This is a genomic window from Flavonifractor sp. An112 (assembly GCF_002161085.1).
Classification (GTDB): Bacteria; Bacillota; Clostridia; order Oscillospirales; family Oscillospiraceae; genus Flavonifractor; species Flavonifractor avicola.
The window spans coordinates 113,832-139,193 of the sequence record NZ_NFLU01000009.1; the positions used below are offsets into that span (position 1 = coordinate 113,832).

The 25,362-nt window shown below is 50.9% G+C and carries 22 protein-coding genes; 6 read left to right on the plus strand and 16 right to left on the minus strand.

Annotation, left to right across the window (positions count from 1 at the left end; translation table 11 throughout):
* Positions 1-118: 118 nt before the first annotated feature.
* From B5E56_RS09695 to B5E56_RS09715, 7 genes are all read right to left on the minus strand, one after another.
* Positions 119-790 carry a hypothetical protein gene (locus B5E56_RS09695; RefSeq protein ID WP_087389536.1) on the minus strand — a complete coding sequence of 224 codons (672 nt, stop codon included), beginning with the start codon at positions 788-790 and terminating at the stop codon, positions 119-121.
* Between the two features lie 153 nt (positions 791-943).
* Positions 944-1,792 (minus strand): hypothetical protein, encoded by an 849-nt coding sequence (locus B5E56_RS14440; protein ID WP_143383152.1) that lies wholly within the window; start codon positions 1,790-1,792, stop codon positions 944-946.
* A 50-nt stretch (positions 1,793-1,842) separates the two neighbouring features.
* Positions 1,843-2,499, minus strand: a complete 657-nt coding sequence (locus tag B5E56_RS09700) for a DUF4391 domain-containing protein (protein WP_087389538.1) — start codon at positions 2,497-2,499, stop codon at positions 1,843-1,845.
* 13 nt (positions 2,500-2,512) lie between these two features.
* The gene (locus B5E56_RS14445) at positions 2,513-2,785 is read right to left on the minus strand and encodes a hypothetical protein (protein ID WP_143383153.1); all 273 of its coding nucleotides are present in this window, start codon (positions 2,783-2,785) and stop codon (positions 2,513-2,515) included.
* 10 nt (positions 2,786-2,795) lie between these two features.
* A complete protein-coding gene (locus tag B5E56_RS09705; protein ID WP_087389539.1) occupies positions 2,796-6,020 on the minus strand; it encodes a helicase-related protein in 3,225 nt (1,074 codons plus the stop codon).
* Between the two features lie 582 nt (positions 6,021-6,602).
* Positions 6,603-7,958 carry an ATP-binding protein gene (locus B5E56_RS09710; RefSeq protein ID WP_087389541.1) on the minus strand — a complete coding sequence of 452 codons (1,356 nt, stop codon included), beginning with the start codon at positions 7,956-7,958 and terminating at the stop codon, positions 6,603-6,605.
* A 226-nt stretch (positions 7,959-8,184) separates the two neighbouring features.
* Positions 8,185-9,069 (minus strand): hypothetical protein, encoded by an 885-nt coding sequence (locus B5E56_RS09715; protein ID WP_143383154.1) that lies wholly within the window; start codon positions 9,067-9,069, stop codon positions 8,185-8,187.
* A gap of 222 nt (positions 9,070-9,291) precedes the next feature.
* Here B5E56_RS09715 and B5E56_RS09720 point away from each other — a divergent pair, with 222 nt between their 5' ends.
* Both B5E56_RS09720 and B5E56_RS09725 read left to right on the plus strand, forming a co-directional pair.
* Entirely contained in the window at positions 9,292-10,113 is an 822-nt protein-coding gene (locus B5E56_RS09720; RefSeq protein WP_087389544.1) for a helix-turn-helix domain-containing protein, read from the plus strand.
* On the plus strand, positions 10,100-12,277 hold the full coding sequence (locus tag B5E56_RS09725) for a PHP domain-containing protein (RefSeq protein WP_158098704.1): 2,178 nt from the start codon (positions 10,100-10,102) through the stop codon (positions 12,275-12,277). The genes B5E56_RS09720 and B5E56_RS09725 overlap by 14 nt, the downstream gene beginning before the upstream one ends.
* Positions 12,278-12,560: 283 nt before the next feature.
* Here the strand turns inward: B5E56_RS09725 and B5E56_RS09730 are convergent, their stop codons facing one another.
* From B5E56_RS09730 to B5E56_RS14450, 3 genes are all read right to left on the minus strand, one after another.
* Entirely contained in the window at positions 12,561-13,523 is a 963-nt protein-coding gene (locus B5E56_RS09730) for a phage/plasmid replication protein (RefSeq protein ID WP_087389549.1), read from the minus strand.
* Positions 13,524-14,346: 823 nt separating this feature from the next.
* Positions 14,347-14,769 (minus strand): hypothetical protein, encoded by a 423-nt coding sequence (locus tag B5E56_RS09735; RefSeq protein WP_087389551.1) that lies wholly within the window; start codon positions 14,767-14,769, stop codon positions 14,347-14,349.
* A gap of 991 nt (positions 14,770-15,760) precedes the next feature.
* On the minus strand, positions 15,761-16,669 hold the full coding sequence (locus B5E56_RS14450; protein ID WP_143383155.1) for a hypothetical protein: 909 nt from the start codon (positions 16,667-16,669) through the stop codon (positions 15,761-15,763).
* A 546-nt stretch (positions 16,670-17,215) separates the two neighbouring features.
* Here B5E56_RS14450 and B5E56_RS09740 point away from each other — a divergent pair.
* Positions 17,216-17,686, plus strand: coding sequence for a GNAT family N-acetyltransferase (locus tag B5E56_RS09740; RefSeq protein ID WP_087327715.1), 471 nt, complete (start codon positions 17,216-17,218; stop codon positions 17,684-17,686).
* Positions 17,687-17,741: 55 nt separating this feature from the next.
* On the opposite strand, the gene B5E56_RS09745 is transcribed toward B5E56_RS09740, so the two are convergent.
* Positions 17,742-18,413, minus strand: coding sequence for a Crp/Fnr family transcriptional regulator (locus tag B5E56_RS09745; RefSeq protein ID WP_087389553.1), 672 nt, complete (start codon positions 18,411-18,413; stop codon positions 17,742-17,744).
* Between the two features lie 104 nt (positions 18,414-18,517).
* On the opposite strand from B5E56_RS09745, the gene hcp reads away from it, so the two are divergent.
* Positions 18,518-20,155, plus strand: a complete 1,638-nt coding sequence (hcp, locus tag B5E56_RS09750; protein ID WP_087389554.1) for a hydroxylamine reductase — start codon at positions 18,518-18,520, stop codon at positions 20,153-20,155.
* A gap of 36 nt (positions 20,156-20,191) precedes the next feature.
* Here hcp and B5E56_RS09755 read toward each other — a convergent pair whose 3' ends face one another.
* From B5E56_RS09755 to B5E56_RS09775, 5 genes are all read right to left on the minus strand, one after another.
* Positions 20,192-20,668 (minus strand): TspO/MBR family protein, encoded by a 477-nt coding sequence (locus B5E56_RS09755; RefSeq protein ID WP_087389556.1) that lies wholly within the window; start codon positions 20,666-20,668, stop codon positions 20,192-20,194.
* Positions 20,669-20,716: 48 nt separating this feature from the next.
* Complete coding sequence (locus B5E56_RS09760) at positions 20,717-21,322, minus strand: hypothetical protein (RefSeq protein WP_087189423.1); 606 nt, start codon at positions 21,320-21,322, stop codon at positions 20,717-20,719.
* Entirely contained in the window at positions 21,310-21,822 is a 513-nt protein-coding gene (locus tag B5E56_RS09765; protein ID WP_087327727.1) for a flavodoxin family protein, read from the minus strand. The genes B5E56_RS09760 and B5E56_RS09765 overlap by 13 nt, the downstream gene beginning before the upstream one ends.
* A gap of 146 nt (positions 21,823-21,968) precedes the next feature.
* Entirely contained in the window at positions 21,969-22,550 is a 582-nt protein-coding gene (locus B5E56_RS09770; protein WP_087389557.1) for an HD domain-containing protein, read from the minus strand.
* Positions 22,551-22,622: 72 nt separating this feature from the next.
* A complete protein-coding gene (locus B5E56_RS09775) occupies positions 22,623-22,853 on the minus strand; it encodes a hypothetical protein (RefSeq protein ID WP_242958894.1) in 231 nt (76 codons plus the stop codon).
* Positions 22,854-23,341: 488 nt separating this feature from the next.
* On the opposite strand from B5E56_RS09775, the gene B5E56_RS09780 reads away from it, so the two are divergent.
* Complete coding sequence (locus tag B5E56_RS09780) at positions 23,342-24,469, plus strand: DUF362 domain-containing protein (RefSeq protein ID WP_087389559.1); 1,128 nt, start codon at positions 23,342-23,344, stop codon at positions 24,467-24,469.
* Between the two features lie 24 nt (positions 24,470-24,493).
* Complete coding sequence (deoC, locus tag B5E56_RS09785; RefSeq protein WP_087189428.1) at positions 24,494-25,159, plus strand: deoxyribose-phosphate aldolase; 666 nt, start codon at positions 24,494-24,496, stop codon at positions 25,157-25,159.
* Positions 25,160-25,362 lie beyond the last annotated feature (203 nt).

Consider the following 25,362-nt stretch of genomic DNA (forward strand, 5'->3'; position numbering starts at 1 on the left):
GCCCTGGGGAGTGGCAATGGCGCCCCCGGCAATTTGGCGGACGATACTTTCATAGAGGGCATCCATATCCAGGTTGGTCAAGTTCAGGGACAGACTTGCGGCTGCATATGCTCCTCATTTAAACTTGCCCATGAGCCATCTCCTTCGTTTGTATCCCACTTTCCAGCAGAGCCAAAAGATGCTCTACATTTTCTGAACAAGCTGTTGGTGCATTAAAAAATGGAGACTCAATTGAATTCGTAAATCCTATAATTATTGCGTTAACAAAGTCGCTTGCAAATTTAAGCAGTTGCTCTATTTCATCCAACGCTACAGGAAAATCATTTTCGACTTTATTCGGATTGAGTACAAAACGCTTATCACTATGTGCCCAAATTGTATCGCGTTGCGCTTTCAGGTTTTCAATTGCCTTACTGTTTCTTGCGAAATCCTTTTTAGCAAGCGCCAATACATTTGCGATACTATATGGTATTTCTGTACGCTCTCCGTTTTCGTCTTGCCGAGTGTTGAAGAACAGCTTCTGATTTTGTTCGCAAATTGAATAGAACTTCTTTATTCCTAACACTTGTTTGTCATCTTCGAATAATTTGCACATATCAATCATAATTGTGTGTGCCAAAGAACGGTATATCATCGTAAAAAACAACGGCGTTTGATTCATGGCATCTTGGTATTTTGCTCCGTTATCGCACAAACTTTTATAGGTATCTAGATATGCAAAAGTAATGCGGATACGACTCATTAGCGTATGTGCATAGGCTAAAATAGTATCTCTATCAACAGAACTCATTGCATTTCCTCCAATCCCATGATCTCTCGTCTGCCCCCGCTGTTTTTCTTTCCTTATCTTCGCATTCAGTTAACTGATCTGCTCTGTCGGTTGATATGCCTCCCTTATAATTCATACCAAAAGGTTTAGCCAGCAACCGATTAGTGTTATATTTTAACCTAACTTAATAGCCCCTGAAGGTAATTTTTCGCTTTTTTTGAAGAAAGGACATCCAATCGTAGAATGACACTCTTTATTAAATTCTTCACACCGTCCAGTCTTGTTATAGTAGCACCAGGAAGGGTGCCTGGATATGTTGTGCGTTTTTACAGATTGCATTTCTGCGAACGCTACCATTGCATCCATTAGCAATGTGAAAATATTAAGGGGGTGGAAGTTTGAATATATGTCGTCTAATGTCTTAATAGAGTAATATTGCGTAAGACTTAAACTGGTTTTTGCGTGAATGGCCATGGATAGAATTTGAACATTGTTATCGGTTGCAAACTCATTTGCGAAAGTAGAATCCCCTCCAGAAAGTTTAAGAAGATATTGTCTTAACAGTGATTTTAAGGCACTTTTATTTTTGGGAAGTCCCTGTAATTGATATCGTCTTTCAAGATCTGAAATCATTGCTTTCCACTTGTGTGGGAACTTTACATCAACTAATTGTATGTAGAAAATCACATCATTTAGCTTGGTAGGAAAGTTAAAAAAAGATGATCTATATTTGACTATTGTGGAGAATGGGAGAACTTTTGATGCAAAAATTACATTTGTGGGTATAAGACGCCCCTCGCACTTCAATCTTTGATATTTGTAGTGCTGTAAAAAATATCTGACTATGTTGATTATAGAGTCATTGGGCATCATCTGGAGATAAGAATCTTCAATTGATTTATTTAAATCCTTAATTCTATTCTTTATTTCTTGACCATCTTTCCGTAACTGATTTTGATTTTCAAGAATGAGACGCATAGCTTCTTTCATAGATCTATTTAAAACAACAAGATAATCAGACATGATATTCCCCCAGAAACAACATCGTAACACTATATCATAGACGCAATCATTTAATCTTTACTCTCAAACGCTTTTATCAACGCTAATAAGTCTCGTCTCAGTTCCATCTGCCGTCCCAACTGCTTTTCTTTCTTCATCTTCGCTTTCAGCTGAGCAATCTGTTTTTCCAGCTTCTCCCGATGCTGGGCCTGCTCCACCGCCTCTTTCAGGCTCTCGCCTTGGGGCGCGTCGATGGCGTCCCCGGCGATCTGGCGGACGATACTCTCATAGAGGGCATCCATATCCAGGGCGGTGAGATTCAGGGACAAGTCCTCCGGCTTGCTCCACTCTGTGTGATAACTCTGCCGGAGTTGGAAGGCGTTACTGCCGCTCTGGCTGGCCTCCTTATAGGTCACATGGAACCGGACACTGCCATCGGGCCGCTCCAGCAGAAACAGAATGTGGTAGGGAATCTGCCTGTCCATCAGGGACAGCACCCGCTCGTCCAACTCCTGCCCCAGAAGCGTCAGGCGAAACACTTCGACTTCGCACACCATTTGGCCGGGGGCAATATTCATGGTCTCGTGGGAGAGCTTGTTGGCCCAAGTGATCAGCTTCACCTGCTCCACAAAGAGCCGCTTGACATCAGCGGATACATCCAGGTTCTCATAGAATTTCTGCTTGGGGAACCGGCGGCCGAAGACTGTTGATTTTGGAAAGTCCAGCATAGCACTACCTCCATCAATACCAATATACCCCGTCATCGTCATCTCTACTGCTACGGGAAGAACTCCTTGCAGCCGCTTTCTGCTTTTTCACAGCGGCCTCCTCTTCGTCTGTCATTTTTTTATAGAGTGTACAATGAGCACTTCCCAGGCATATTCCGCCATAAGTACATCTATTACTTTCCCATTTGTAATAAACACAGTGCGACTTGTGGCGACGCTCATCACCTTCTTGACGAGCAAATCTTTCTTTGTGCCAAGGGGTACCTGCCATATGCTTGAGACCCATATTGCACCTCCTATCGAACCACCAAGAAACAAATCAATTGAAAATCATCCAGCCCGGACACCTGACTGAGCAGAGCCGAGGTGCCGCCCGCCCGAAACAGACTATCCAGGTCGCTGTCTTCCTTGGCGTCCAGGATGGACAGCACCGCATCCTCCAGCAGACTGGAGTAGACGGCCATATTCCGCCCGTCATCGGTCTCCTGATTGAAGGGTCGGTACAGCGCCTCAATGGGCTTGTCCTTGCCCCGGCAAAGCTGCCGCATGGCGTCCAGGGTATCCTTGGGGGAGAGATGATCGTGGACGGTGACGCCGTCCTCAGACAGATAGACCAGATAATAGGGGTGGAGCCGGTTGCGGTTGTCGATGTTCACCTCGTTGTGGACATTTTTCAGAATGAACACCACCCCTGCCGGAGCGTCCGCCGTGGCCGCCGCCACAGCACTGATGCCGCCGGGGCAGGTCTCCAGCTCCGGGTGGGTCTTGGCGTACTCCATCAGCTCCATGCGGAACTCGTTGAGGCCCAGGTCGGTGATGGACACGCCGGTGCCCATGTCCTCCAGATCCACCACCTCGGTCTGGAGACGCTGGAGCTGAGCTCTGCGGTACTCCAGGTCGCCCTGCTCCTCGGGGGAGAGCAGGTTGTCGTCGCCGGTGGAGGTCATGACCAGGGCCTTCATGCGGGTCTCCACCCGGGCTTTTAGGTTGATGTAGTCATCCAGCTGCATATCCGGCCAGAAGTTGATAAGTTGGATCTGCTCGTTCCGGCTGCCGATGCGGTCGATACGGCCAAATCGCTGCACCAGCCGCACCGGGTTCCAGTGGATATCGTAGTTGATGAGGCAGTCGCAGTCCTGCAGGTTCTGGCCCTCGGAAATACAGTCGGTGGCAATAAGCAGGTCGATGTCCGGACCGTCCGGCATCAGGGCCGCCTTGTCCTTGGAGAGGGGGGAGAAGCAGGTCAGCACATTGTTCAGATCAGCCTTAAATCTGGGTATTGTCGTGCGGCCACTGACAGAGCCGGTGACCAGCGCGGTGTGCAGACCATATTCATCCTGGGCAAAGGCACTGACATGGTCATAGAGATATTCTGCCGTGTCAGAAAAAGCGGTGAAGATGATCACTTTCCGGTTATCGGGGTTGATGGGGTGGTCGATTTTATCCGCTATGGTGGAGAGCAGCATCTGCAGCTTGCTGTCATGCTCCGGAGTAATATCAGCCACCATGTTGACCAGCACATAGAGGGTGTTGAAGTCCTCCTCCAGATCGTGCTGCCAGGTCACATAATCCATATCTTCCAGGGCAATTTTTACTTTCTTACCCACGGCGAACAGATCCATTTCCTGGTCATCGGCGTCAAAGTCCACCGTGCTGGTCAGGTCGTTCAGTTCCAGGGTCAGACTGGGATCGTAGTGAGCGATGGTATCCAGGGTCGTGCAGATCAGGTCCTGAATGCGCTTCAAGGTCAGGCGGAAGGAGTGGATGGAACTCTCCAGCCGCTTGAGCAGGTTGATGCTCATCAGCCGTCGGATGCCTTGCTCACGGCCTACCTGAGTCAGGCTGTTCTTGCCCTCGTGGTTCAGGTCGGCGTACTTCTCCATACGGCTGGGCAGGATGTAGTTGGAGGGAGTATAGATGCTTAGGGTCAGGCTGAGCAGCAGGTCATAGATTTCACTGTATGTAATGGCATCGCTTAAATCAGTCAAAGGCGGGCGTTTGGAGATGGGCGGCAGACGGGTAGGGAATTTACCGATCTCGCCCACATTGTAGTATTTCTCAATGTGCCGTCTGGAGCGGGCGATGGTGACAGCGTCCAGAATCTCGAAGAAATCAAAGTCCAGCATCCGCATGAGTTTGTCGGTGGTGCGCAGCTCCACATCCCACTCACTCCAGGTGTTAAAGGCTTTCTGAGCATTGCGGAAGATCTCCTCTACTGAGCGGGTGGTGTCCAGCTTGTCCCGCCAAGCCTCGCTGTTGCCCTCGTAGGCAAGGGCTAACTGGTTGCGCAGGTCATAGAAGCGGTTATTGACGGGCGTAGCTGAGAGCATCAGCACACGGGTGCGGGCGCCGGGGCGGATGACCTTTTCCATCAGGGAATCGTAACGGTTATATTTTCCTTCGTCGCTGTGGCTGCTGCCGCCATTACGGAAGTTGTGAGACTCGTCAATGACCACCAGATCGTAAGCGCTCCAGTTGATTTTGGAGAGATCCAGTTCTCCGGAAAATCCTTTGCCACGGGACAAATCGGTATGGTAGAGAATATCGTACCGCAGCCGGTCACCAGCGATGGGGTTATTCACATAGTTGGCTTTATAGGTCATCCAGTTATCGCTGAGCTTTTTAGGGCAGAGTACCAGCACCCGCAGGTTGCGGTTCTCATAGTACTTGATAACAGCCAGAGCGGTAAAGGTTTTGCCCAAGCCTACGCTATCGGCTAGAATACAGCCATTGTACTGCTCCAGTTTACTGATGATGGCCAGCACGGCATCCTTTTGGAAGGTGTAGAGTTTGTTCCAGACCAAGCTCTCCTTGAACCCATTTGCTTCGTTTGGCAGGTCATCCTCGCTGACATTTTCCAAAAAATCATTGAAGATATTGTAGAGCGCAAAAAAGTAAAGAAACTCCGGGCTGTTTTCCTGATAAGCGGTAGTGATCCTCTCCAGCACCTGCTCCGTGACATCCTGCATCCGCCGCTTATCGGCCCAAAGCTGATCGAACAGTTGTAAATAGGCCTTGCTCTCCGGCGCATCCAGCTGCTGGATCATGCTAAACATATTGCCGCCACGCTCACAACCCAAATCTGCCCGAGTGAAGCCGTTGATGGGAGCATACGCCACCGGGTGTTCACTATCGACGGCAAGGAAACCCGGCATTGTCTCATCGGTGCAGTTGGATTTGAACTGTGCTTTACGGCGTACCCAATCAGCACATTCTTTGGAGATGGTTTTCTGTGTAAACTCGTTGCGCAGTCGGATTTCAAACTCGCTGCCATGCAGTGTTTTTTCGCGCATTAGGCGGGGGATGTAGAACTCGCGTTTCTCCTTTGTAGTTGGTTCGGAAAGAAAAGTCGGCGAAGTAAAAATAAACCGCAATGATTCAATCTGATCCAACTGCTTTTTCAGTTCTTCATAAGCGTAAACAGAAAAACAGGCGGCAGCGATGGATATTTTGCTGTGGGGAACAATCCTTACTTGTAGGTCATCTGATAGTTTTTCTGTAATGTTATTGATAATCTTCATTTCGTAAATTCCCCCAATAACATATTGAGGAAAAGACTGCTTCCCCTAATATGTTACAGAATATTCCATGAACAGAATAACACAGAAATGAATGAAACTCTATTGCAAATATTTTATTGTTTTAATTATCCTATAAACCGGACAGTAGTTTATGCCGGCATAGAAATATAAAGAACTAGATCAAAGTTATGGTTCTTGGCATAAATGGTTAAACAGGGCAATGAGCCAAAGACGCTACAATGAGCAAACTCAAAAATATATGTGTTTGTCATCTTGCGGCATAAGACTTCCTCATGACTATTTTCTTTGTGAGAAAGAAAAGACCATATTGACTACCGACCTGTGACAATAGGCGGCAAAGCCTCCATTACAGTGATAGATCATTAAAGATTGTAACACGGTACCTGGGCAATGAGAGCAGTAGAACTGTACGATTTTTTCGTACAGATGAAAGTATCTGCGCCTGACAATAGAGGTGAGCAGCCGTTATTTTAAACACAGGACAGTTTAGCGCGAAGGCCATGATCGTGTGGCATAGACCGAGTTTCTTCTGCTGGTCAGATCCTTTCGGAACACCATATATCATGATGGATGGATGCGGTGGTCTTTTTCCTCCAATGCCAGACCGATCAAGCGGTCTGTCTGGTCAGCCAGAAACAGAGGGATGTTCAGCACATCATCGTCCAGTTTCAGATTATCCAGTGAAAAGCGTATGCGGAGCTTTACTTTATCAGGAAACAGCTCCTTGAATTTTTTCAGACTTTTGCTGGCGGTATTGGCTTCCGATTTGACCTCCACAGGGAAAATATCATTTTCGCGCTGGATCAGGAAATCCACCTCATACGGCGGATTGCTCTGTGTCCAGTACCGCGGAGCAACTTCAAACTGTGTTACCAGAGTCTGCAGCACAAAATTTTCTGTCAGCGCGCCTTTGAACTCGGTAAACAGGCGGTTGCCTTCTCCAAAGGCGGTAGGCGCCAACTGCGCCAAGCGGCGGAGCAGCCCCACATCCACCAAATAGATTTTAAAGGCTGACAGGTCATCATAAGCCGCGATCGGGAGCCCCGGTGCAGAGCTTCGGTAGACTTTGTGTACCAGTCTGGCATCTACCAGCCATTGCAGAGCATCTTCATATTCCCGGGCTCTTGCGCCTTCCTTGACGACCTTGTAGATGAACTTCTTGTTCTCACGCGCCAGCTGAGAGGGTATGGACTTCCATATCATCGAAATTTTGGGGAACTCGCTGAGGTTTGGGTGCTTTGCAAAGTCACGCTCATAGGCGCCGATAATGCCGGACAGGGCTTCCTGCATCGCAGACACATCACGGGCTTCTGTCCACATCAGGACGGGTTCGGGCATACCGCCGGTAACATAGTACATCTTCAATTTCTCGTACAGCGGATTGAAAAACGCATCGGGGATCAGCTCGATGGTATCCACTTGCTCCAGATATGCGGCGAGATTTTCATCCCCATTTGCAAGCAGGAATTCCGAGAAAGTCATGGGATCGATCTGCATGAAATTGACCTTACCCACAGGGAAAGACGATGGCCTTGCGAGGGCGATCCCCAACAGGGAGCCGGCACAGGCGATATGGTATTGGGGCGCATTCTCGCAGAAATACTTCATCGCATTGATCACTTTGGGGCAGTCCTGCACTTCATCAAAGATGATAAGCGTCTTTTCCGGCAGGATCTTTTGACCACTGGCCAGCATCAGATTCTGCAGGATCCGGTCAACATCTTTAGTGGTCTCAAAAAACTGTTTATATTCTTCATTTTCATCGAAGTTAAAATAAGCAGTATTTTCATAGTAGCGCCTGCCGAACTCTTTCAGGATCCAGGTCTTGCCCGCCTGACGCACACCTTTCAGGATCAAAGGCTTCCGATAGGGAGAGTTCTTCCAGTCCAGCAGCTTTTTCAAGATAAAGCGTTCCACAGGCTCACTCCTCACATTTTTATTGTGGTTTTTGTGTTTTGATATCACATTTTTATTATATGCTAAAATTTTAAAAAGAACAACTGCAATCACAAAATTATATAGTTTTTATGTGTCGCTAATCACATTTTTATTTCAATCAAAAATGTGAGATCAGGCAAAAGAAAAGAGCTGGATTCCACAGAAACGGAAACCAGCCCTTTTTGGTGTATGTTAAGGAGTGTTTCTAGTTAAATCCTTTGAAATAAGCGTTTTGCGTTAAAAGAGACAGAAGATATTCTTTCAGTGATCTTTCTTCAAACCAGTCACACGCATCCAATAATTCACCCTGGATATCACTTACATAAGCGCTTTGGAACAGCTGCTGTGCCAGATGTTCATCCGCTTTGAGTTGAGTCAACAGCTGAGGTTGGACAGCTTGATCATGGCAGAGCTCGTATAGATCATTTCCCAGCAGCTGTTGGGCGGCTTCCGGCTCCTGAAGATGATTCTCTGCTGTGTCCAGCAAAAATTTCATCATCTGGATACCCGTTTCTGGATTTCTCGCACCGACTTTTCCCAGAAGTTCCATGGTGTCCATCTCGGACATCTCCTCCGCATTCCAGAAGCGGACTGCATCAGGAAAGGCAGCAATCAACAAGTCCCGACAGGCTTGCTCGTTTTCTGAAAAGTCCCACCGGCGGACCATATCCTCCAGTTCCGTGCGGGAGAAACTGCGTGGAGGTGCGTTTTCCTCCGGCTCCTCCGAGGTGTCTGCCACTGTGAAGGTGAGCTGAATGGACGGTGTATCCGCTTCCCGCAATTTTGCCTTTTCTGACGGGTGGAGGGAGGAGATACCACCAAAATCCCCGCAGTATCCGCACTCCCAGCGATCACCCCGGAGTGAGACAGGGCTTCCGCAGTTTGGGCAGCAAATTGTTTCCTGCGGCTGGATGCCTCTGCTGCTGTTCTGCCGGCGGCGATTAGTTTTGGAAGAAGTCTTTTGTACCTCGCCCACAATAAACAGAACCAATACAAAGAGTACACCCATGACAAGGGGAACGGCGAGATTTCCGGTTGCCACAGTAATGACCAGGGCAACGATAATAAAGAGAAAAATCATCAGAGACACCAGAGGGATCACCTCCTGCATATGATACGACGCCTCTATTATAGCATAGGAATGTGTCTGGTGTCAGTTCTGCTTCTTATTTATATAAGGGGAGCGCTCGACCTGCGGAACGGGTGTCATCTACCTGAATCCATTTTTTGTGCGGTTGCGTCTTGACGATGCTTGTCAACCTTTTGTAGGATTAGACCAGGATAAGCGCTTGTCCGGAAACGAGGAGTCGCCATGAAAACCGCTCTTTATTACATCCGCACCCGATGCAACTACTCCCAAAGCATGGCCGCTCGGGAGATTGGGGTATCCCGCCAGATGTTCAGCGCCTGGGAGCGCGGAGATAAACCTATCCCCGACGCGCGGAAGGACGCTATTTCTGCGCTGTTTGGCGTGCCGGTTCCCATTCTGGAAGAAACCGACGAGGCCAAGCTGCTGGCCTTTTGTGACCGCCCCATGTTCACCACGGTCTGCCAGGGCAAACAGGTCTTTTCCTTCCTGCCCCCGGAGAATCAGGCCAGAGTGTTTTTGGGAAGTCCCACTGAAACAAGGCCGGAAGAGCGATGCAGAGAATTGATGAGCCAAAAGACGGAACTGCTGGAGCAGATCGATGGCCTGTTTCGCTTTGCGCCTCAGCAGCAGGTGGACGAATTACCCAATATGGAATTGAAACTCTCCCTGTTATCCTGCTTCTCTTCTGTGGCAGACGCGGCGGAGGCGGTGGAACCCCAATACCAGGGCCGGCTGCTCCGATTTGTGCTGGAGCAGATGAAGATCTTATCGGCCATGCTGCGGGGGATAGAGCTGCCGGAACAGGATACCTGGGCACAGCAGCAGCTTCATCTGCTGCGCTATCGCTGGGGGCAGATCAACGATCTTCCTGACAACACGAGTATTAGTGAGACCGGCCGCAGCAAAAGCGGCGAGCCGGAAGAGTTGCTTCAGCGGATCGACTACTGGTATCAGAAGGCGAAAAAGCGGGGAGTAGATTGGACGGAACTGCAATGGTGGCTGAATCAAATTCTGGAACAGGAGAATGAGCATGAACTGGATTGAATTGCATACTGACACTTCCGCCTCAGAACAACTGTCCTTTCTGGATGGAGCGCAGATCGTCTCTTTGTGTGCCAAGTATGGATGTGCGGCGGTGGCCTGCACAGATCGGAATTCTATTTTGTCCTATCTTGCTATGGAGAAGGAAGCGGAGCGCAGAGGCATCCGGCTGATTTATGGTGTGACGCTGGACTGTGTGGATCGGGATGATCGCTACGCCATTACCTTGCTGGCTAAAAATGAGACAGGCCGGCGCAATATCTTCGCCCTGATGCGCCTGCTGGACGAAAATCAGTTTCCCTTTGGTTGCTGTGTGACCCGTCAGCAAATAGAAAATCACCGGGACGGTCTGCTGCTGGGGGCCAGCGCTGTGGACGGGCAGCTGATCCGGGCGATCCAGTTGCGCCGTGGGGTACACCGCCAGAAACAGATTGCCGGGGGGTATGATTATCTGGAATTTCCGCTGGAACCATACGACACGGCGGCGCAGCTTCTGCAGCTTGCCAAGGAAGTATCCGTCCCCCTCTGCGCCGTGCAGAATGCCAGAATGGATCAGGAGCCCTCAGAGGCGGAGATCCAGGCGTTTCAGGCTATCTCCTATGATGCGGGGAGTCATGAGCGGCCCGATCCGTACCTGCCCCCTGAAAAGTTAACGAAACGGTTTCGCGCCCTCTATGTTCTGCCAGGGGAAGGGGAGGGGATGGAGCAGGCACTTTCCCAGGGACCGGCGCAGATCATGGAGCAGATCGAGCCGCTGGAACCGCTGCGGCATCTGCTGTCTCGAAACGCGGATGCCGTGGAGCATGAGCGGCAGAAACAGCTCCGTATCATGGCGGAGGCGGCGCTGCAGCAGAGATGCGGGGAGCATCCTGCGCCTGGCATCGTCCGGCGATTTAACTGGGAGCTAGAACGGTTGGAGCAGCTTGGCATGGCAGGGCAGATCCTGCTGATGCAGGAGATCGTCAAAACGGCGCGTGAGGCTGGAGGCCGTGTCAGCATCGCCGGGACCTGGAACAGTTCGTTCCTGCTTTACCTATTAGAAATTACAGAGTTGAATCCGCTGCCTCAGGAATTGGAGCCCAATGGGCTTGACCTTTGCCCGGTTTCGCTGCTGGGAACAGAAAAGGCACTGCTGTCCGCCGATCTGCGCCTGCCAGGAGAATTGATCCCTCTGGTCAAGGAGAGGGCTGCAAAGCAGTATGGGAACAAGCTGCTCCAGATCCGGCGGATGGTAAGAGGAACAAGAACAGAGGATGAGGTTAAAACCTTGATTGAGCAATATTTGATGGATTGCTGTTCCAAAGAGACAGCCGAAGTATTGCGGGAGGACGGTGCATTTTATTACGCAGTTCACGGTTATAGCGGACGAATGCAGATGGACCCATTCTTTACTTCACTGCACCTGCTGCCGGAGGCGGCAGATCCGTCCGCACTGCCTGTTGGTCTGGGTGCGCCGGAGCATATTTTGAGCATGTCATCCTTTGGCTCCCGGGGAATAGAGAACATCCCTTCTGTGTTGCTTCTTGGAAGTCCTGCCCAATCTGTACTGGTGCGGTGCGCGGCAAGTACCGGCGTTCGTTATCAAGATATCCCTGTGGATGACAAGGCTGTTTATGCAGCTCTGGGGGAGGCCTACCGCGTCGGGGATACGGAAACTCCGGTGGCGGCGGCCTGCGGACTGCTGGGCACCGGTGTCAATGAATTTGACACGGAACTCTATCATGCCTTGGACTTTGCGGATCTTCACAGTCTGACCCGTTTTATGAGCCTTGCCCACAGCGCCGGGGCTTGGCAGGACAATCAGCAGTCTCTGCTCCAAGGCGGGACGATATCTCCGGCGCAGCTGATTACTTGTCGGGAGGATGTCTACCGGTATTTAACGGAGCGCGGCGCATCCTCATCGGAGGCGGCGGATTTTATGGAGTTTGTCCAATTCGGGAAAGCTGCCCGAGCGGGATATTCGGAGGCCCAACGGGAACTGCTGCGGAAGTGCAAAGCCGAAGAATGGTTTGCTCAGGCCTGTCAAAACATCCACTATCTGTTTCCGGAGAGCCATTCCGCGGAATATGCTGTGTCCCTGGCCCGCCTTGTCTGGTATGTCTTAAACTATCCGGAAACCGGTGCCATTGTCTTGGGTGAGTGCTCCGATTATTCAGTGGGTGGGTAAGGCCTGAACTCATCCTTTGAAAAACAAGCAGATTACCCTTAAATGCTGTGGTGAAAAGAGCCTGGGGGGCAGTTCCTCAGGCTCTTTATCTGCTGCTTACAGGTCGCAAATGGTCGTGCAGCTATCACACCGCAGAGCTTGCCCTCTGTCGCCTGATGACAGTCCACAGTATAAATAAGGCTGGAGTTGATGCAAAATTGTTTTCTGTTGTGTGCAGCGAGAGACGATATATAGCTGGACTGGCTACAGAGCTAGCTGCAGGTCGGTATCAAGATGCCTGTCCTCACTGTACTTTCGGAGGGTGGTAGCCAACTGGAGAGGGGAATATAAAAGGAGACGGAATATATGAGACACCGCAATCCTCTGGGATGGCTATGGGATTAACGCCAATCGCACTCAGCATATCCAGATAGCGTCGATAAGTATTGTAAGATACCTGTGCCCTTGCTTCATCCATGTCTTTGTCGGCAATGATGTGGAGAAAGCACTTCAAACGGTCTTTCATTTTTGTCCTGTATGCAGCGGAGTCAATAATTCTCTCCGCCTGAGTGAGTGTGTAAAAGTCACCTTTTGGAAACATCCCATAGAGTTTGTTTAAGTAATGGTACTCCATGCCCATGTGGATCCAATTTTTGACGCTCCGGCGGACGCCGCGCCGGGCCATATACTTCAGGTGATCTGCCTTGATTTGCAGCTCCATGCGAACCATATCCTGCTCGTAGGTCTGCGGCAGATCGCTGCAACTACCAGTAGCAAGATATTTGGCTGTACGCTCTGCTGTTTTGTCGTAGACATTGACAACCCTGCTCTTACTGCGGCTATATATAGAGGTAGCGTAGTTGATTCCGCGTGTGGTATATAGCGCCTTGGTGGGGCATTTTTGTAATAAACGAAAGAGCACCTCCCGAGTTTTGTCATCCTCTATCCGGATGTTGTAACAATAGTCGATGCGGCTGACGGCCATATCGTCCAATGTATATCCACCGTAGGCAAGGAGATGCTTTAACAGATGGAGGAGGATTCGGATATGCTGAGCAGAGGCATTTTCAACTTGGAAAAATTTTAAGACATCGATTTTGATAGAACACAGGAATGACAGGACTTCGCCCTCATCGGTCTGCACAAGGGGGTGAAACCACAGTTTGATCCCATCGCGGAGATCAGCAATGTGTTTTTGTACCTGGGTAAGTCTGGATAACTCGTCACCATCAGCAAGGATAATGCGTGTCAGCAATACTGTATGCATAGCGTCTGCTCCTTTCTTATATGATTTGATGTGCTATAAGTGGGAAGCTGTTTCTTACCCCAATAATGTGTTTTTGAAAAAATTCCTAATCATTTGTTTGAACTAAAGCGGTACCTGTAAGCGTCTGAATTTGTCCCATATACCGCCGCACTTTATTGATCAGAAAGTGATGTACAAGCATTATATGCACGGATTTATAGAGCGCGTGGCCTAATAAGATCAGACTCCGAAACAACCGAAAAGCCCTGAGGCAGGCACTGTATCCTGCATCAGGGCTTACGGTTAGATACAAATTTTATAAACTTATTATTTTGCTTTTACACAAAAAGCAGGCAGAGTACTGCTTCTTGTTTCGCGCCCCTGTGCTGCATGTTTTTGGCTCATGCAGTTATAACTGTTGGCACAAACAATATATGGACTTCTCGTTGCTCGCAACATGAGCCAAACCCATCAAGCTGTTGCGTGCGACACTATAGTTCCCCTTAATCATCTTTTTGTGTAAAAGATCTGCTTACACATTGAATGGGTTACTCTGAGTGGGCCCCAAATATGAGTTTGCGATAACGCATGGAATCAATAGAGAAAGGAAGTTTAAAAGTATTTTAGCCCCCTGCAGAATGTGCGCATTGCAAAAGATATTTTTCAAAAATCAGGCCCTCTAACAATTATCCCGAATTGCAAAAAAGCAATCCGGGATAATTGTTTAACCGCTGCATATTTTGAAGGAAGAAATTGCGCTTGTTTCTGTGGCGCCGCCGGGGTTCAATGTTAGGCAGAACTTACTTAAAACAAGAATCACTCTCCCTGCACACCTTACCCGTGCTCAAAGCAGAGACTCAATGTAGACACTCAAGCTTACGCCAGCCTGGGACGCTGTTTGCTCGGCACGCTTCAGAACCTCCGTAGACAGGCTTACAGGGATGATAGTCCTGCTATCGTCCTCGGCAACTTCGCCAAAGATTTCCTCATATTCATCCCCATCCAGATATTCCTCGGCCCATTCCCGTGCTTCATCCCAAGTAAGAGGGATGATTTTGCTGCTGCCACAACAAGAATTTGACCCCTCGGAAACTGCATATTTTGTGCAGGGACCTCCGCTGCCAAAAAGGAAGAATTCTCCGCTACTTTTTCGAAAGAGCTCCTCGCGAATGTGGTAGAAGTCACGAGTGTCCCCCGTATTGCACCAGTAGCCAACCGATTCCGCTTTTTCTGTGTCATAACACTTACCTTTGATAATCTTTTTCATTTTAGTTTTCCTTTCTTTATCGTATATTGATTGTCAGTTGCCTCTGACATAGTTATGATATGCGGTTTCCTTATTCCATATTTTCTGATAAAGTCCAAGGTTTCTGAGACCACTACAATGCCAATCCTCGCACTCGTAGCCACAGGCGATGGATGGTAAGAAGATGGCTGTCTCTTACTTCGTTTTGTATATGAGAAATCACTTCAGTGTCTAATCCCTCAAGACAAACAGCTCCCGTGTTATGGATAGCCAAGTAAAATGGTCCTCTGGATTAGCCAGAGGGATCCATTGCTGCAGGAGGGTCCCCCCATAGCGTTGGCATACTCCGTATACATTCCTCCACGGCCAAACGAGAAGAACTCTCCGTTAGAGTTTTGAAACAGTTCCTCCGCAATATAAAAGGCGTCCCGACTATTTCCCGAGTTTGTCCAATATCCAACGGACTTGGCTTTTTCTGTGTCATAGCACTTTTTGTTAATGATTTTTCATGTTTATTTTCCTTTCTTATCAGATGAGTATATTGTCAACTGTTATTGACATTGTTATTATATGCGGTCCTTTGATTTTCTATTTTCCGGCAAACTTCAAAGAAAAAGCCCCGAGCTCACAAGCTCAGGGCTTTAGAAAATATTAAACTGTATCCTTATGTCTTTGTATGGACAGTACAGCGGGAAGTATATAAACTTATTTATTTTGCTTTTACACAAAAAGCAGGCAGAGTACTACCTCTTGTTTTGCCCCCTTGTGCTGCATGTTTTGGCTCATGCAGTTATAACTGTTGGCACAAACAATATATGGACTTCTCGTTGCTCACAACATGAGCCAAACCAATCAAACTGTTGTGTGCGACACTATAGTTCCCCTTAATCATCTTTTTGTGTAAAAGATCTGCCTACACACTGAAAGGGTTACTCTGAGAGGGCCCAAAATATGAGTTTGCGATAACGCATATAATACTTATGACTTTACTCTACAGACAAGCAGCATCTCATCACAGACTTCTCTCTGAGAGAGTGTCCCAGATTGTCTGACAGACCTCTTCTCGCTTTGCAAAAATAAAGATGACATGTGGATACATGGCCTGATGTCGCAATATCTGTTCGTGTAAGTAGGTTCCAACAAAAGTTTGATTTTTAATTGTACACCGCCAATGAGCCAAATCAGAGATCTGCTCCACATGATTGTCTGGGGTAGTACCAACCACATACACCAGCTGTTTACCAGCTATCTGTGCTAAAAGTGCAGCATTTTCATAAGAATATCTATTTCCTGAACTCGCAAAATCCTTGTAAAGTTCCAATATGGTGTCTTTACGGTCTATAATGACATTGCTATTTGATGTGGTATAATCTCCAGCAGGTAAGTACTGCGGCAGGATGATGACACCATGCTCGGCACACCAATCGACCATGGGAGATTTACTTTCGCGGCTGTCGCTACTAAGTACGGGCAGCCCGGACAAGTTTGCTAACAGCAATGCGTGCCGCCAGTTAGGATCGCCCTGCCGCCACCCGCCTTCGGTACCAATACGGATGTCGTCTGGGGTAATTCGATAAGCGGATGCTGGCAACGATCTCCTTACATCTATATATCTGGTGCCCGTCCGGCGATGTAGCTCCAGACACATATGATGTCCGGCTGCCTGCGCCAATGATTGTACATTGGCGCAGCCACTGAGGTGGAGTGCGTCCAGTGCACACCGGATGACAGTGGTACCTCTATGCTTATCCAGTCTCCAGATTAGAGGCCACTTGCCGGTTTGCTGATATATATAGGTAGCCCAACCAACACATGGGCCAACCGATATGTCATAGCGGATATAAAAGGCCGCATCGTCTTGCTCGGCGGAAAGAAGGTTTACTCTGTAAATACCATCTGCGGGTGGATTAGGTGGATACATTGATTATCTGCCTCCAACACAATAGATTCAAGTTGCGGATTGATTATAAGCAAAGCAACTTAATTCTATTGGCAGGATGTTTCTTTACTATCCCATACCACTTATAACTTGCAACGCAAGACAGGATCTGCTATAATCGTCTTAGTTGGAACGAATCTCCTTAGGTACCATGTACTTGTCCCCCCGCAAACAAGCACATTGTCCCTAAATAATGACTCACAAAAGAGTCCGAGGAAATTCGTTTCCCCGGGCTCTTTTTTTATTTCTTTTCTGTTTTTAGCCCGGTTTTATCTTGATTCTGACTTTTTCCGAACTTTTTCGGAAAAAGAGTTGTCGAGCAGCTTGTGGTCAAAATGGTTGGACAAACGACTGTTTTGGAAGGGATGACCACAATTGCATCAGAGAAACGAAGCGCCGGGCACGCAAGTGTCCGGCGCTTTTCCGTGCTGATGAAGTTCTCCTGTACCCGCCTGCCCTTGACGCAGACAGGAAAAGCCCCTATAATGAAGGCGTTCCAACAGGCAAAGTGCAAATAGGAGGACTGTCATGCCGGAAGAGATCAAGATCCTGAATCTGGCCGATGTACCGGAGTATATGGAGGAGGTTTCCCAATGGCTGTGGCTGGAGTGGGCCAAGGCCGACGGGTATTCTCTGGATGAGATCGTTTATCGCACAAAGTATGCTTCCCAGCGGGACACGGTGCCCCAGATGTTGGTGGCAGTCATGGGAGACAAGCCGGTGGGTGTGGTGTCCTTGTGGCTCAATGACGCCAAAACCAGACAGGACCTGTCGCCCTGGATGGCGACTCTGTATGTGAAAGATGAGTACCGCAATCTCCACATCGGACAGCGGCTCCAGGCGGCCAGCATTGAGGCTGTTAGAGCGCTCAAACGTTACCCCTGCCTTTATCTTATTACCAAGTTGGAGAACTACTACGAGAAGATTGGCTGGAAGTTCGTGGACCGTATCCCGGTGGGTGAAGGTGCCACGGAAAAGGTATACCGTTACGATCTGTGAAACTAAAAACCACATGAAACGGGCCTGCCGCATTTGCGGCGGGCCCGTTGTTGTTTCAGAGATGAGACAAATCGGAGGTGAGGGTAAAGCGGTTTCTCTCCACCACCAGCAGCCCGTCCCGCTGCATTTTGCTCAACTCGTTGGACAGAGCGCTGCGCTCCACGTTCAGATAGTCGGCCAGCTGCTGACGGTTGAAGGGAACGGTGAAACTGGGGCTGCCGCTCCGGCGGGCCTGGTAGGACAGATAGGAGAGCAGACGCCCCCGGATGGTTTTGGAAGCGGTGTGGAAGATCTTCCGGGACAAATTCAGATTTTTCTGGGCGGACAAAAGGAGCAGGTTTCGGATCAGCTTGCTGTGGTGGGCGCAGGTATGGGGGCATACTTGTAACACTCGTTCAACATTGAGGAAGAGTACCTGGCTCTCCTCTGCTGCCACTACATCCACCATCAGAGGTTCTCCCGGTACACAGGCATAGGTTTCGGCAAAAATCTGTCCAGGGCCAATTTTGTCCAATACAGTGGTGTTGCCCCACAGGTCGTCGGTCTGGATCAGTATGCTGCCAGAGAGCACCATGCCCAGATCAGTGACATAATCTCCGCTATGGTAGATCTGCTCCCCCTTGGCATATCCTCGCTCCATTGCGCCGAGGCAGTTCAGCATGGCCTCCGCCTCCTGGGGAGATGTTCCTCGGAACAGGGCGGTATTGGCCAGCAAGGTTCCCTTCATATTTCCCTCCTGGGTGTTGTTTTAACAACAGACTTGTTGTTGATATTATACTATACTAAGCCCACAACGGCAAGCGGGCCGTGCAAAACCAGGAGGGCTTATCAATGGAACACAATATGTTTTGCTATCAGTGCCAGGAGACCGCCGGCTGCACCGGCTGCACCCGGGTGGGTGTTTGCGGCAAGACCGCCGATGTGGCGGCTATGCAGGATCTGCTGGTCTATGTGACAAAGGGGTTGTCCGCGGTTACCACCGCCCTGCGGGCGCAGGGCCTGCCGGTGGAGCAGGCGGTCAATCACCTCATCACCCTGAATTTATTTACCACCATCACCAATGCTAATTTTGATAAGGAGGCCATTGAGGTCCGCATCCGTGCCACCCTTGAGGCCAAGGCGGATTTGCTGGCCTGGGTAAAGGAACGGGAGAGCCTGCCTGAGGCCGCCCTGTGGGACGGCTCCGGGGATTGGACGGTCAAGGCTGCCCAGGTGGGAGTACTGTCTACTGAAAATGAGGACATTCGCTCTCTGCGGGAGCTCATTACCTACGGCCTCAAAGGCCTGTCCGCCTACTCCAAGCACGCCAATGCGCTGATGCAGGACGATGACGAGGTGGACGCCTTCCTTCAGCGGGCTCTGGCGGCTACCCTGGATGACGGCCCCACCGCCGACGACCTGGTGGCCCTGACTCTGGAGACCGGCAAATACGGCGTTCAGGGCATGGCCCTGCTGGATAAGGCTAACATTGGGGCCTACGGCAATCCGGAGATTACCAGGGTCAACATCGGCGTGGGCAAGAATCCGGGTATTCTGGTATCCGGCCACGATCTGAAAGACCTGGAGCAGTTGCTGGAGCAGACCCAGGGCACCGGCGTGGATGTGTATACCCACTCGGAGATGCTGCCTGCCCATTACTACCCCGCCTTCAAGAAATATTCCAACTTTGTGGGCAACTACGGCAATGCCTGGTGGAAGCAGAAGGAGGAGTTTGAGTCCTTCCATGGCCCCATCCTCATGACCACCAACTGCATCGTGCCGCCCAAGGAGAGCTACAAGGACCGGCTGTATACCACCGGAGCCGCCGGATTCCCCGGCTGCAAGCACATCACCGGCGGCGTAGGGGAGAAGAAGGACTTCTCCGCCCTCATCGAGCACGCAAAGAAATGCGCTCCCCCTGAGGAGATCGAGACCGGCGAGATCGTGGGCGGCTTTGCCCATGCTCAGGTGCTGGCTCTGGCCGACCAGGTAGTGGAGGCTGTTAAGAACGGCGCCATCAAGAAGTTTGTGGTGATGGCGGGCTGTGACGGCCGGGTCAAGAGCCGAAACTACTACACCGAGTTTGCCAAGGCCCTGCCTCGGGACACGGTGATCCTCACTGCCGGCTGCGCCAAGTACAAGTACAACAAGCTGGACCTGGGGGACATCGGTGGAATTCCCCGGGTGCTGGACGCAGGCCAGTGCAACGACTCTTACTCTCTGGCGGTCATTGCCCTGAAGCTGAAGGAGGTTTTTGGGCTGGACGATATCAACGACCTGCCTATCGTGTACAACATCGCCTGGTATGAGCAGAAGGCGGTCATCGTGCTGCTGGCGTTGTTGTACCTGGGTGTGAAAAACATCCACCTGGGGCCCACACTGCCTGCCTTCCTCAGCCCCAATGTGGCCAAGGTGCTGGTGGACAACTTTGGTATCGCCGGCATCGGTACTGTGGAAGACGACATGAAGCTGTTTTTTGGGGAGAACTAAATAAAGAATCCGGCAGGCTATGCCTGCCGGATTTTTTTATCGATTGAGATACCAAACGCCCAGGTTGAGGTAGGCGGCAAAACTCACCCACAGCAGGTAGGGGAACAGCAGCCAGGCGGCAATGGGGTCAATCTTGCGGAAGGTGAGGAACAGCCAAAGGATCAGTGCCCATAGCACCACCAGCCAAATAAGGGCAAAACCGAAGGCTTGGAGATTAAAGAACAGGATGCTCCAGAAAAAATTGAAGGCCAGTTGTACGACATAGAGCACCAGTCCCCGGGTTCGGAGATCCGACGGCGGTGAGAGCCAGATCCGGGCGGCAGCAATGGCCATCAGGGCAAAGAGGATGCCCCAGACAATGGGAAAGACGATGGCAGGCGGGGACAGAGGCGGCTGTATAATGGACTGACTGTAAGCCTGAGCTCCGTCCCGGGTGAGCCAGCCGGAGAGAAAGCCCACTCCCTCCGTAACGAGGATAAACAGGGCATAGATTTTCCAGGGAACTTGTTTCATATTGTATCACCTGGAGTCAGTATATACAGAGCCGCGCCCCATTATACCTTACGGGCCTTCGATGTCCATGGCGGCCATCTGGGTCTGGGAGTTCCCGAATTGCGCGCCCCGGCTCAGCCAGTACCGGTTGGCGGCCCGCAGGAACAATCCCTTTGTCAACGGCATGGTGATGGAAAGCTGAACAGAGCGGCCTTTTTGAATGGATCGGGCCAGCTTTTGGATCTTTCGACGAGCCATCCCCATAAACGGAGTGGTTGGGAAGGCCTCGCCGCAGCCCATCCGCAGAACACTTCCCAGCTTATGCCCGCCCCGTTTACAGAAGAGCCGGATCATGTCTATCGCCACATCGTTCTGATGGGGCTCCCGAAAGCCGCAGTTAATGATCACATGGACGGTAAGGGGGGCGGTAGGTTGCTCCAGCATGGCCTTCAAAAATTCCATCAGACCGGAAGGTAGGCCATCGGTATAGAGGGGAAAAACCAGCAGCAGGTCGGAGCATTCCCTCAACTGTTCCAGGCAGGCGGTGTGCTGCCGCTGGAGTACGCTGTACTGTTCATATGAGCCGGACCAGGCGGACAAAAAGGCCTGAATGTATTGCTTAGAGTTGGATTTAGGGGCCCGGGGGCTGCCGTTGATAATCATCAGTTTGCCCATGTCTGTACCACCTTTCCGGCCAGCGCTTCCGCCTGGGCCTGGGAGTCCGCGAAGTGAATGGTGTAGTGCTCCGCCAGCGTGTTCAGAGCATTGCGGGCCAACCAGCGGTCGAACACAGCTTGTTCCTCCTTATCCTGAGCTCCGTAGGCCACCACCGTCAGTTCTTTTGGCTTCACGGCACGCTGGACGTGGTGACTTTCTCCGTGGTGAAGGCGGATAAAGGCCTGTTGATTGGGGAGGGAACGCTCCATCAGCCGCTTCATAGGCAGATCATAACAGCCTAGAAATAAGTGACTGACCACCAGTAACCGGTCACAGCGGGCAATATCAGGGTAGATGGACGGGGCGTCATCCCGAATGACGCAGCGGCCCGGTGTCTTGATCCAGCAGCTAAAGCAGCCAACGCAGGGAGCAATCGCCTGTTCCGCCACGTTGACCAGCCGCAAATCACTACCTGCGGGCAAGGAAGAGAGGGGGCAGTCTGTCAATATCAGGTCCATGGGTATGCTACGCTCCTTTTTTCTGTGGGTATACAACAGCTAACAGTATATCATAGATGAGGCGGAAAACCTAGTAAAATAATATGAATAAAGAAAAAAGAAGGACCTGCTGTCGGGAGGGGCAGCAGGTCCTTAGATCAGTGAGCTCAAAGGTCGGCGCACTGGGCCTCAATGGAGGCCTCACAGTCCTTCATGGCCTGAAGGGTGCGCTCCAGCAGGTCGTTCAGTTCCCAGCCCAGCAGTTGGGCGCCCTGGGCGATGGTTTCCCGGGAGCAGCCGGCGGCAAAGCGTTTGTCCTTGTACTTCTTTTTCAGACTAGACAGCTCCATGTCCTGCACGCTCTTGGAGGGACGCATGAGGGCGGCAGCCCCGATCAGGCCGGTGAGCTCGTCGACAGCAAAGAGAACCTTCTCCATCTGGTGCTCCGGCTCTGCGTTGCCCTCGGTCATACCCCAGCCGTGGCTGACCACCGCGTGGATGAGGGCGGGGTCCAGGCCTTGCTCCTCCATGATCTCCCGGACCTTGACGCAGTGCTCGTCGGGATACTGCTCGAAGTCCAGATCGTGGAGGAGTCCTGCTGTGGCCCAGAAGTCAGCCTCCGTCTCATAGCCCAGCTGACGGGCAAACCAGCCCATGACAGCCTCTACGGTAAAGGCGTGACGGAGATGGAAGGGCTCCTTATTGTATGTTTTCAGCAGGTCCAGGGCCTGCGTGCGGGTCAATTCCATGATAACGGCCTCCTTTTGTGCTTTGTCACATTATAGCACAGAAGAACGCCCGATGCAAAGCAATGTGCAGACCTAAGGCTGCACCGGCGGAGGAAGAAAGGTTTGCCCGCCGATACCCTCCAGAGGAAAGAGGGGCGCGTGGTAACGGGCAGCAAAGCGCTCCAGCTGGTCCATGGAGTCAATCTGGCGGTATTGAGCGCTGATGCGGTCCTGTACATGAGCGGGCAGGTGGTCAAAGTATTCCTGCGCTCTGGAATCGTGGCGAAACAGGACATAAAGATCCCTGTAATATGCTCTCATCATATCACCCCGAAGTTAGGATGTGCGGTATGAAGCTGCTCTATAGGTGGAAAAATGAAGGAGTTGCTGCAAGAATAGGTTCGTCGATTTGGCCAGGGAAAAAGATGAATGAAAAATAGGTGCTGATATTTGCGGCAAACCTGGAAAAAACGACACTCTGAAAAGGCAATCAAAATAGAGTGATAGTTTACATAATTAAATGCATGAGAGGCGGAAATATGAGGGCCAGAATGGAGATGTCTGATTTGTGGATGAATTTGTCCACATATCCACAGAGATTTCCACAATGGGGAAAAGAAGAAAAAGGAAACTGCCTGGTTTTCGATAACATAATGCAAAAATAAGGCGCAGATGAAAGAACACAGAGGGCACCTTTCAAAGTGGGGTGGCGAAAAAGGCGTGCACAAGAAAAGCACTTGCGGTTCCTGGAAAACCGGTATAAAATAAGTTGAATAAACATTACAGTGTAAACTGGGAGGAATGTTACACCTATGGAACAGGCAAAGGTATACTACTCTGACCTGCGCTGTCAGCCTGGGAAAAACCTGCTGAATAAGTTGGAGAAGCTGATCCGCACTGCCGGGATCGGCGAGATCGATTTTGACCATAAGCTGGTAGCTATCAAGATGCACTTCGGAGAGCCGGGCAATCTGGCCTTTCTGCGGCCCAACTACGCGAAAGTGGTTGCGGATGTGGTAAAGAGTCTGGGCGGCGTGCCCTTCCTGACCGACTGCAACACCCTGTATCCCGGTCGGCGGAAGAATGCCCTGGAGCATCTGGATGCCGCTTTTGAGAATGGTTTCTCTCCGCTGTCTACCGGCTGTCAGGTTATTATCGGCGACGGTCTGCGTGGTAACGATGATGTGGAGGTGCCTGTGGAGGGCGCGGAGCACATCACCACGGCCAAGATCGGCAAGGCCATTATGGAGGCTGACGTGATCATTTCTCTGTCCCATTTCAAGGGCCATGAGCAGACCGGCTTTGGCGGCGCCATCAAGAACCTGGGCATGGGCTGCGGTTCCCGCCGGGGCAAGATGGAGCAGCACGCTCAGGGTAAGCCGGTGGTTGAGCAGAAGCACTGTGTGGGTTGTCGGAAGTGTTCCGCCCAGTGTGCCCATGATGCTATCTCCTACGGGGAGGACCGGAAGGCTTCCATTGATCAGAATAAGTGTGTGGGCTGCGGTCGCTGTATCGCAGCGTGCAACGCCGACGCCATCCACGCGGGCTATGACGCCGCTATGGAGGAGTTGGGCTGCCGCATGGCGGAGTATGCCAAGGCGGTGGTGGACGGCCGTCCGCAGTTCCATATCAGTCTGGTCATCGATGTGTCCCCCTACTGTGACTGCCATGGAGAGAATGATCTGCCCATCCTGCCTGATGTGGGGATGTTTGCTTCCTTCGATGCCGTGGCGCTGGATCAGGCCTGTGCCGACGCCTGCCTGCGTCAGGCTCCCATCCCCGGCTCCGCACTGGATGAACAGATGCATCAGCCCGGATTCTGCGACCACCATGATCACTTTATCAACAGTATGCCGGAAACTGACTGGAAGGTTTGTCTGGCGCACTGTGAAAAGATCGGTGTGGGTACCCGTGCCTATGAGCTGATCGAGGTAAAATAACGCCCAAAGAAAGGAAGATTTGACATGGACGTAAAGGAGATTCTGGCCCACTGTGACCACACGCTGCTCAAGCAGGAGTCTACCTGGGGGCAGATCAAGGCCGTGTGTGACGATGGCCTGAAGTACGAGTGTGCCTCCGTCTGCATCCCCGCCTCTTTTGTCAAGCAGGCAGCTGACTATGTGGGAAATGATTTGAAGATCTGCACCGTCATTGGTTTCCCCAACGGCTACTCCACCACCGCTGTTAAGGTCTTTGAGACTGAGGACGCTATTCGCAATGGCGCTGATGAGATTGATATGGTCATCAATATCGGCTGGGTCAAGGACCAGCGGTGGGATGACCTGCTGGAGGAGATCAAGTCTATCAAAGCCTCCTGCCAGGGGCGTATCCTGAAGGTCATCGTGGAGACCTGCCTGCTCACCCAGGAGGAGAAGGTAAAGATGTGCCAGATCGTCACCGAGGCGGGGGCCGACTATATCAAGACCTCCACCGGCTTTTCTACCGGCGGCGCTACCCGGGAGGATGTGGCCCTCTTCAAGGCCAACGTGGGTCCTCAGGTGCGTATCAAGGCCGCTGGCGGCATCCGCACCCTTCAGGATGCTGAGGACTTCATCAACCTGGGCGCCGACCGCCTGGGTACTTCCGCCATCGTCAAGCTGGTAAAGGGCCAAACTCCTCAGGGCTACTGAGCTGGTCCAAACGTTCAGAACACAAAAAGGCTTCCCTGCACGACAGCGCAGGGAAGCCTTTTTAAGCTTATTCAGAAAATCAGGAAACCTGTGACACAGGTCAAATCCGATCCGCCAGGGAGACCGCTTTTGAATCAAGCGTTTGAATCCTGACAGAGCGGCCCCCGGCAAAAGCCGGGGGCCGCTCTGTTTGATGAGGAAGA

Coding starts and splice junctions, on each gene's coding strand:
- B5E56_RS14450 (WP_143383155.1), bottom strand. CDS start 16,669: ATGTATCCACCTAATCCACCCGCAGATGGTATTTACAGAGTAAACCTT.
- B5E56_RS14445 (WP_143383153.1), bottom strand. CDS start 2,785: ATGGGTCTCAAGCATATGGCAGGTACCCCTTGGCACAAAGAAAGATTT.
- B5E56_RS09755 (WP_087389556.1), bottom strand. CDS start 20,668: ATGAAACAAGTTCCCTGGAAAATCTATGCCCTGTTTATCCTCGTTACG.
- B5E56_RS09700 (WP_087389538.1), bottom strand. CDS start 2,499: ATGCTGGACTTTCCAAAATCAACAGTCTTCGGCCGCCGGTTCCCCAAG.
- B5E56_RS09760 (WP_087189423.1), bottom strand. CDS start 21,322: ATGGGCAAACTGATGATTATCAACGGCAGCCCCCGGGCCCCTAAATCC.
- B5E56_RS09770 (WP_087389557.1), bottom strand. CDS start 22,550: ATGGAATTGACCCGCACGCAGGCCCTGGACCTGCTGAAAACATACAAT.
- hcp (WP_087389554.1), top strand. CDS start 18,518: ATGGAACACAATATGTTTTGCTATCAGTGCCAGGAGACCGCCGGCTGC.
- B5E56_RS09735 (WP_087389551.1), bottom strand. CDS start 14,769: ATGAAAAAGATTATCAAAGGTAAGTGTTATGACACAGAAAAAGCGGAA.
- B5E56_RS09695 (WP_087389536.1), bottom strand. CDS start 790: ATGAGTTCTGTTGATAGAGATACTATTTTAGCCTATGCACATACGCTA.
- B5E56_RS09725 (WP_158098704.1), top strand. CDS start 10,100: ATGAACTGGATTGAATTGCATACTGACACTTCCGCCTCAGAACAACTG.
- B5E56_RS09765 (WP_087327727.1), bottom strand. CDS start 21,822: ATGGACCTGATATTGACAGACTGCCCCCTCTCTTCCTTGCCCGCAGGT.
- B5E56_RS09780 (WP_087389559.1), top strand. CDS start 23,342: ATGGAACAGGCAAAGGTATACTACTCTGACCTGCGCTGTCAGCCTGGG.
- B5E56_RS09730 (WP_087389549.1), bottom strand. CDS start 13,523: ATGCATACAGTATTGCTGACACGCATTATCCTTGCTGATGGTGACGAG.
- B5E56_RS09740 (WP_087327715.1), top strand. CDS start 17,216: ATGCCGGAAGAGATCAAGATCCTGAATCTGGCCGATGTACCGGAGTAT.
- B5E56_RS09705 (WP_087389539.1), bottom strand. CDS start 6,020: ATGAAGATTATCAATAACATTACAGAAAAACTATCAGATGACCTACAA.
- B5E56_RS09720 (WP_087389544.1), top strand. CDS start 9,292: ATGAAAACCGCTCTTTATTACATCCGCACCCGATGCAACTACTCCCAA.
- B5E56_RS09745 (WP_087389553.1), bottom strand. CDS start 18,413: ATGAAGGGAACCTTGCTGGCCAATACCGCCCTGTTCCGAGGAACATCT.
- B5E56_RS14440 (WP_143383152.1), bottom strand. CDS start 1,792: ATGTCTGATTATCTTGTTGTTTTAAATAGATCTATGAAAGAAGCTATG.
- B5E56_RS09775 (WP_242958894.1), bottom strand. CDS start 22,853: ATGATGAGAGCATATTACAGGGATCTTTATGTCCTGTTTCGCCACGAT.
- deoC (WP_087189428.1), top strand. CDS start 24,494: ATGGACGTAAAGGAGATTCTGGCCCACTGTGACCACACGCTGCTCAAG.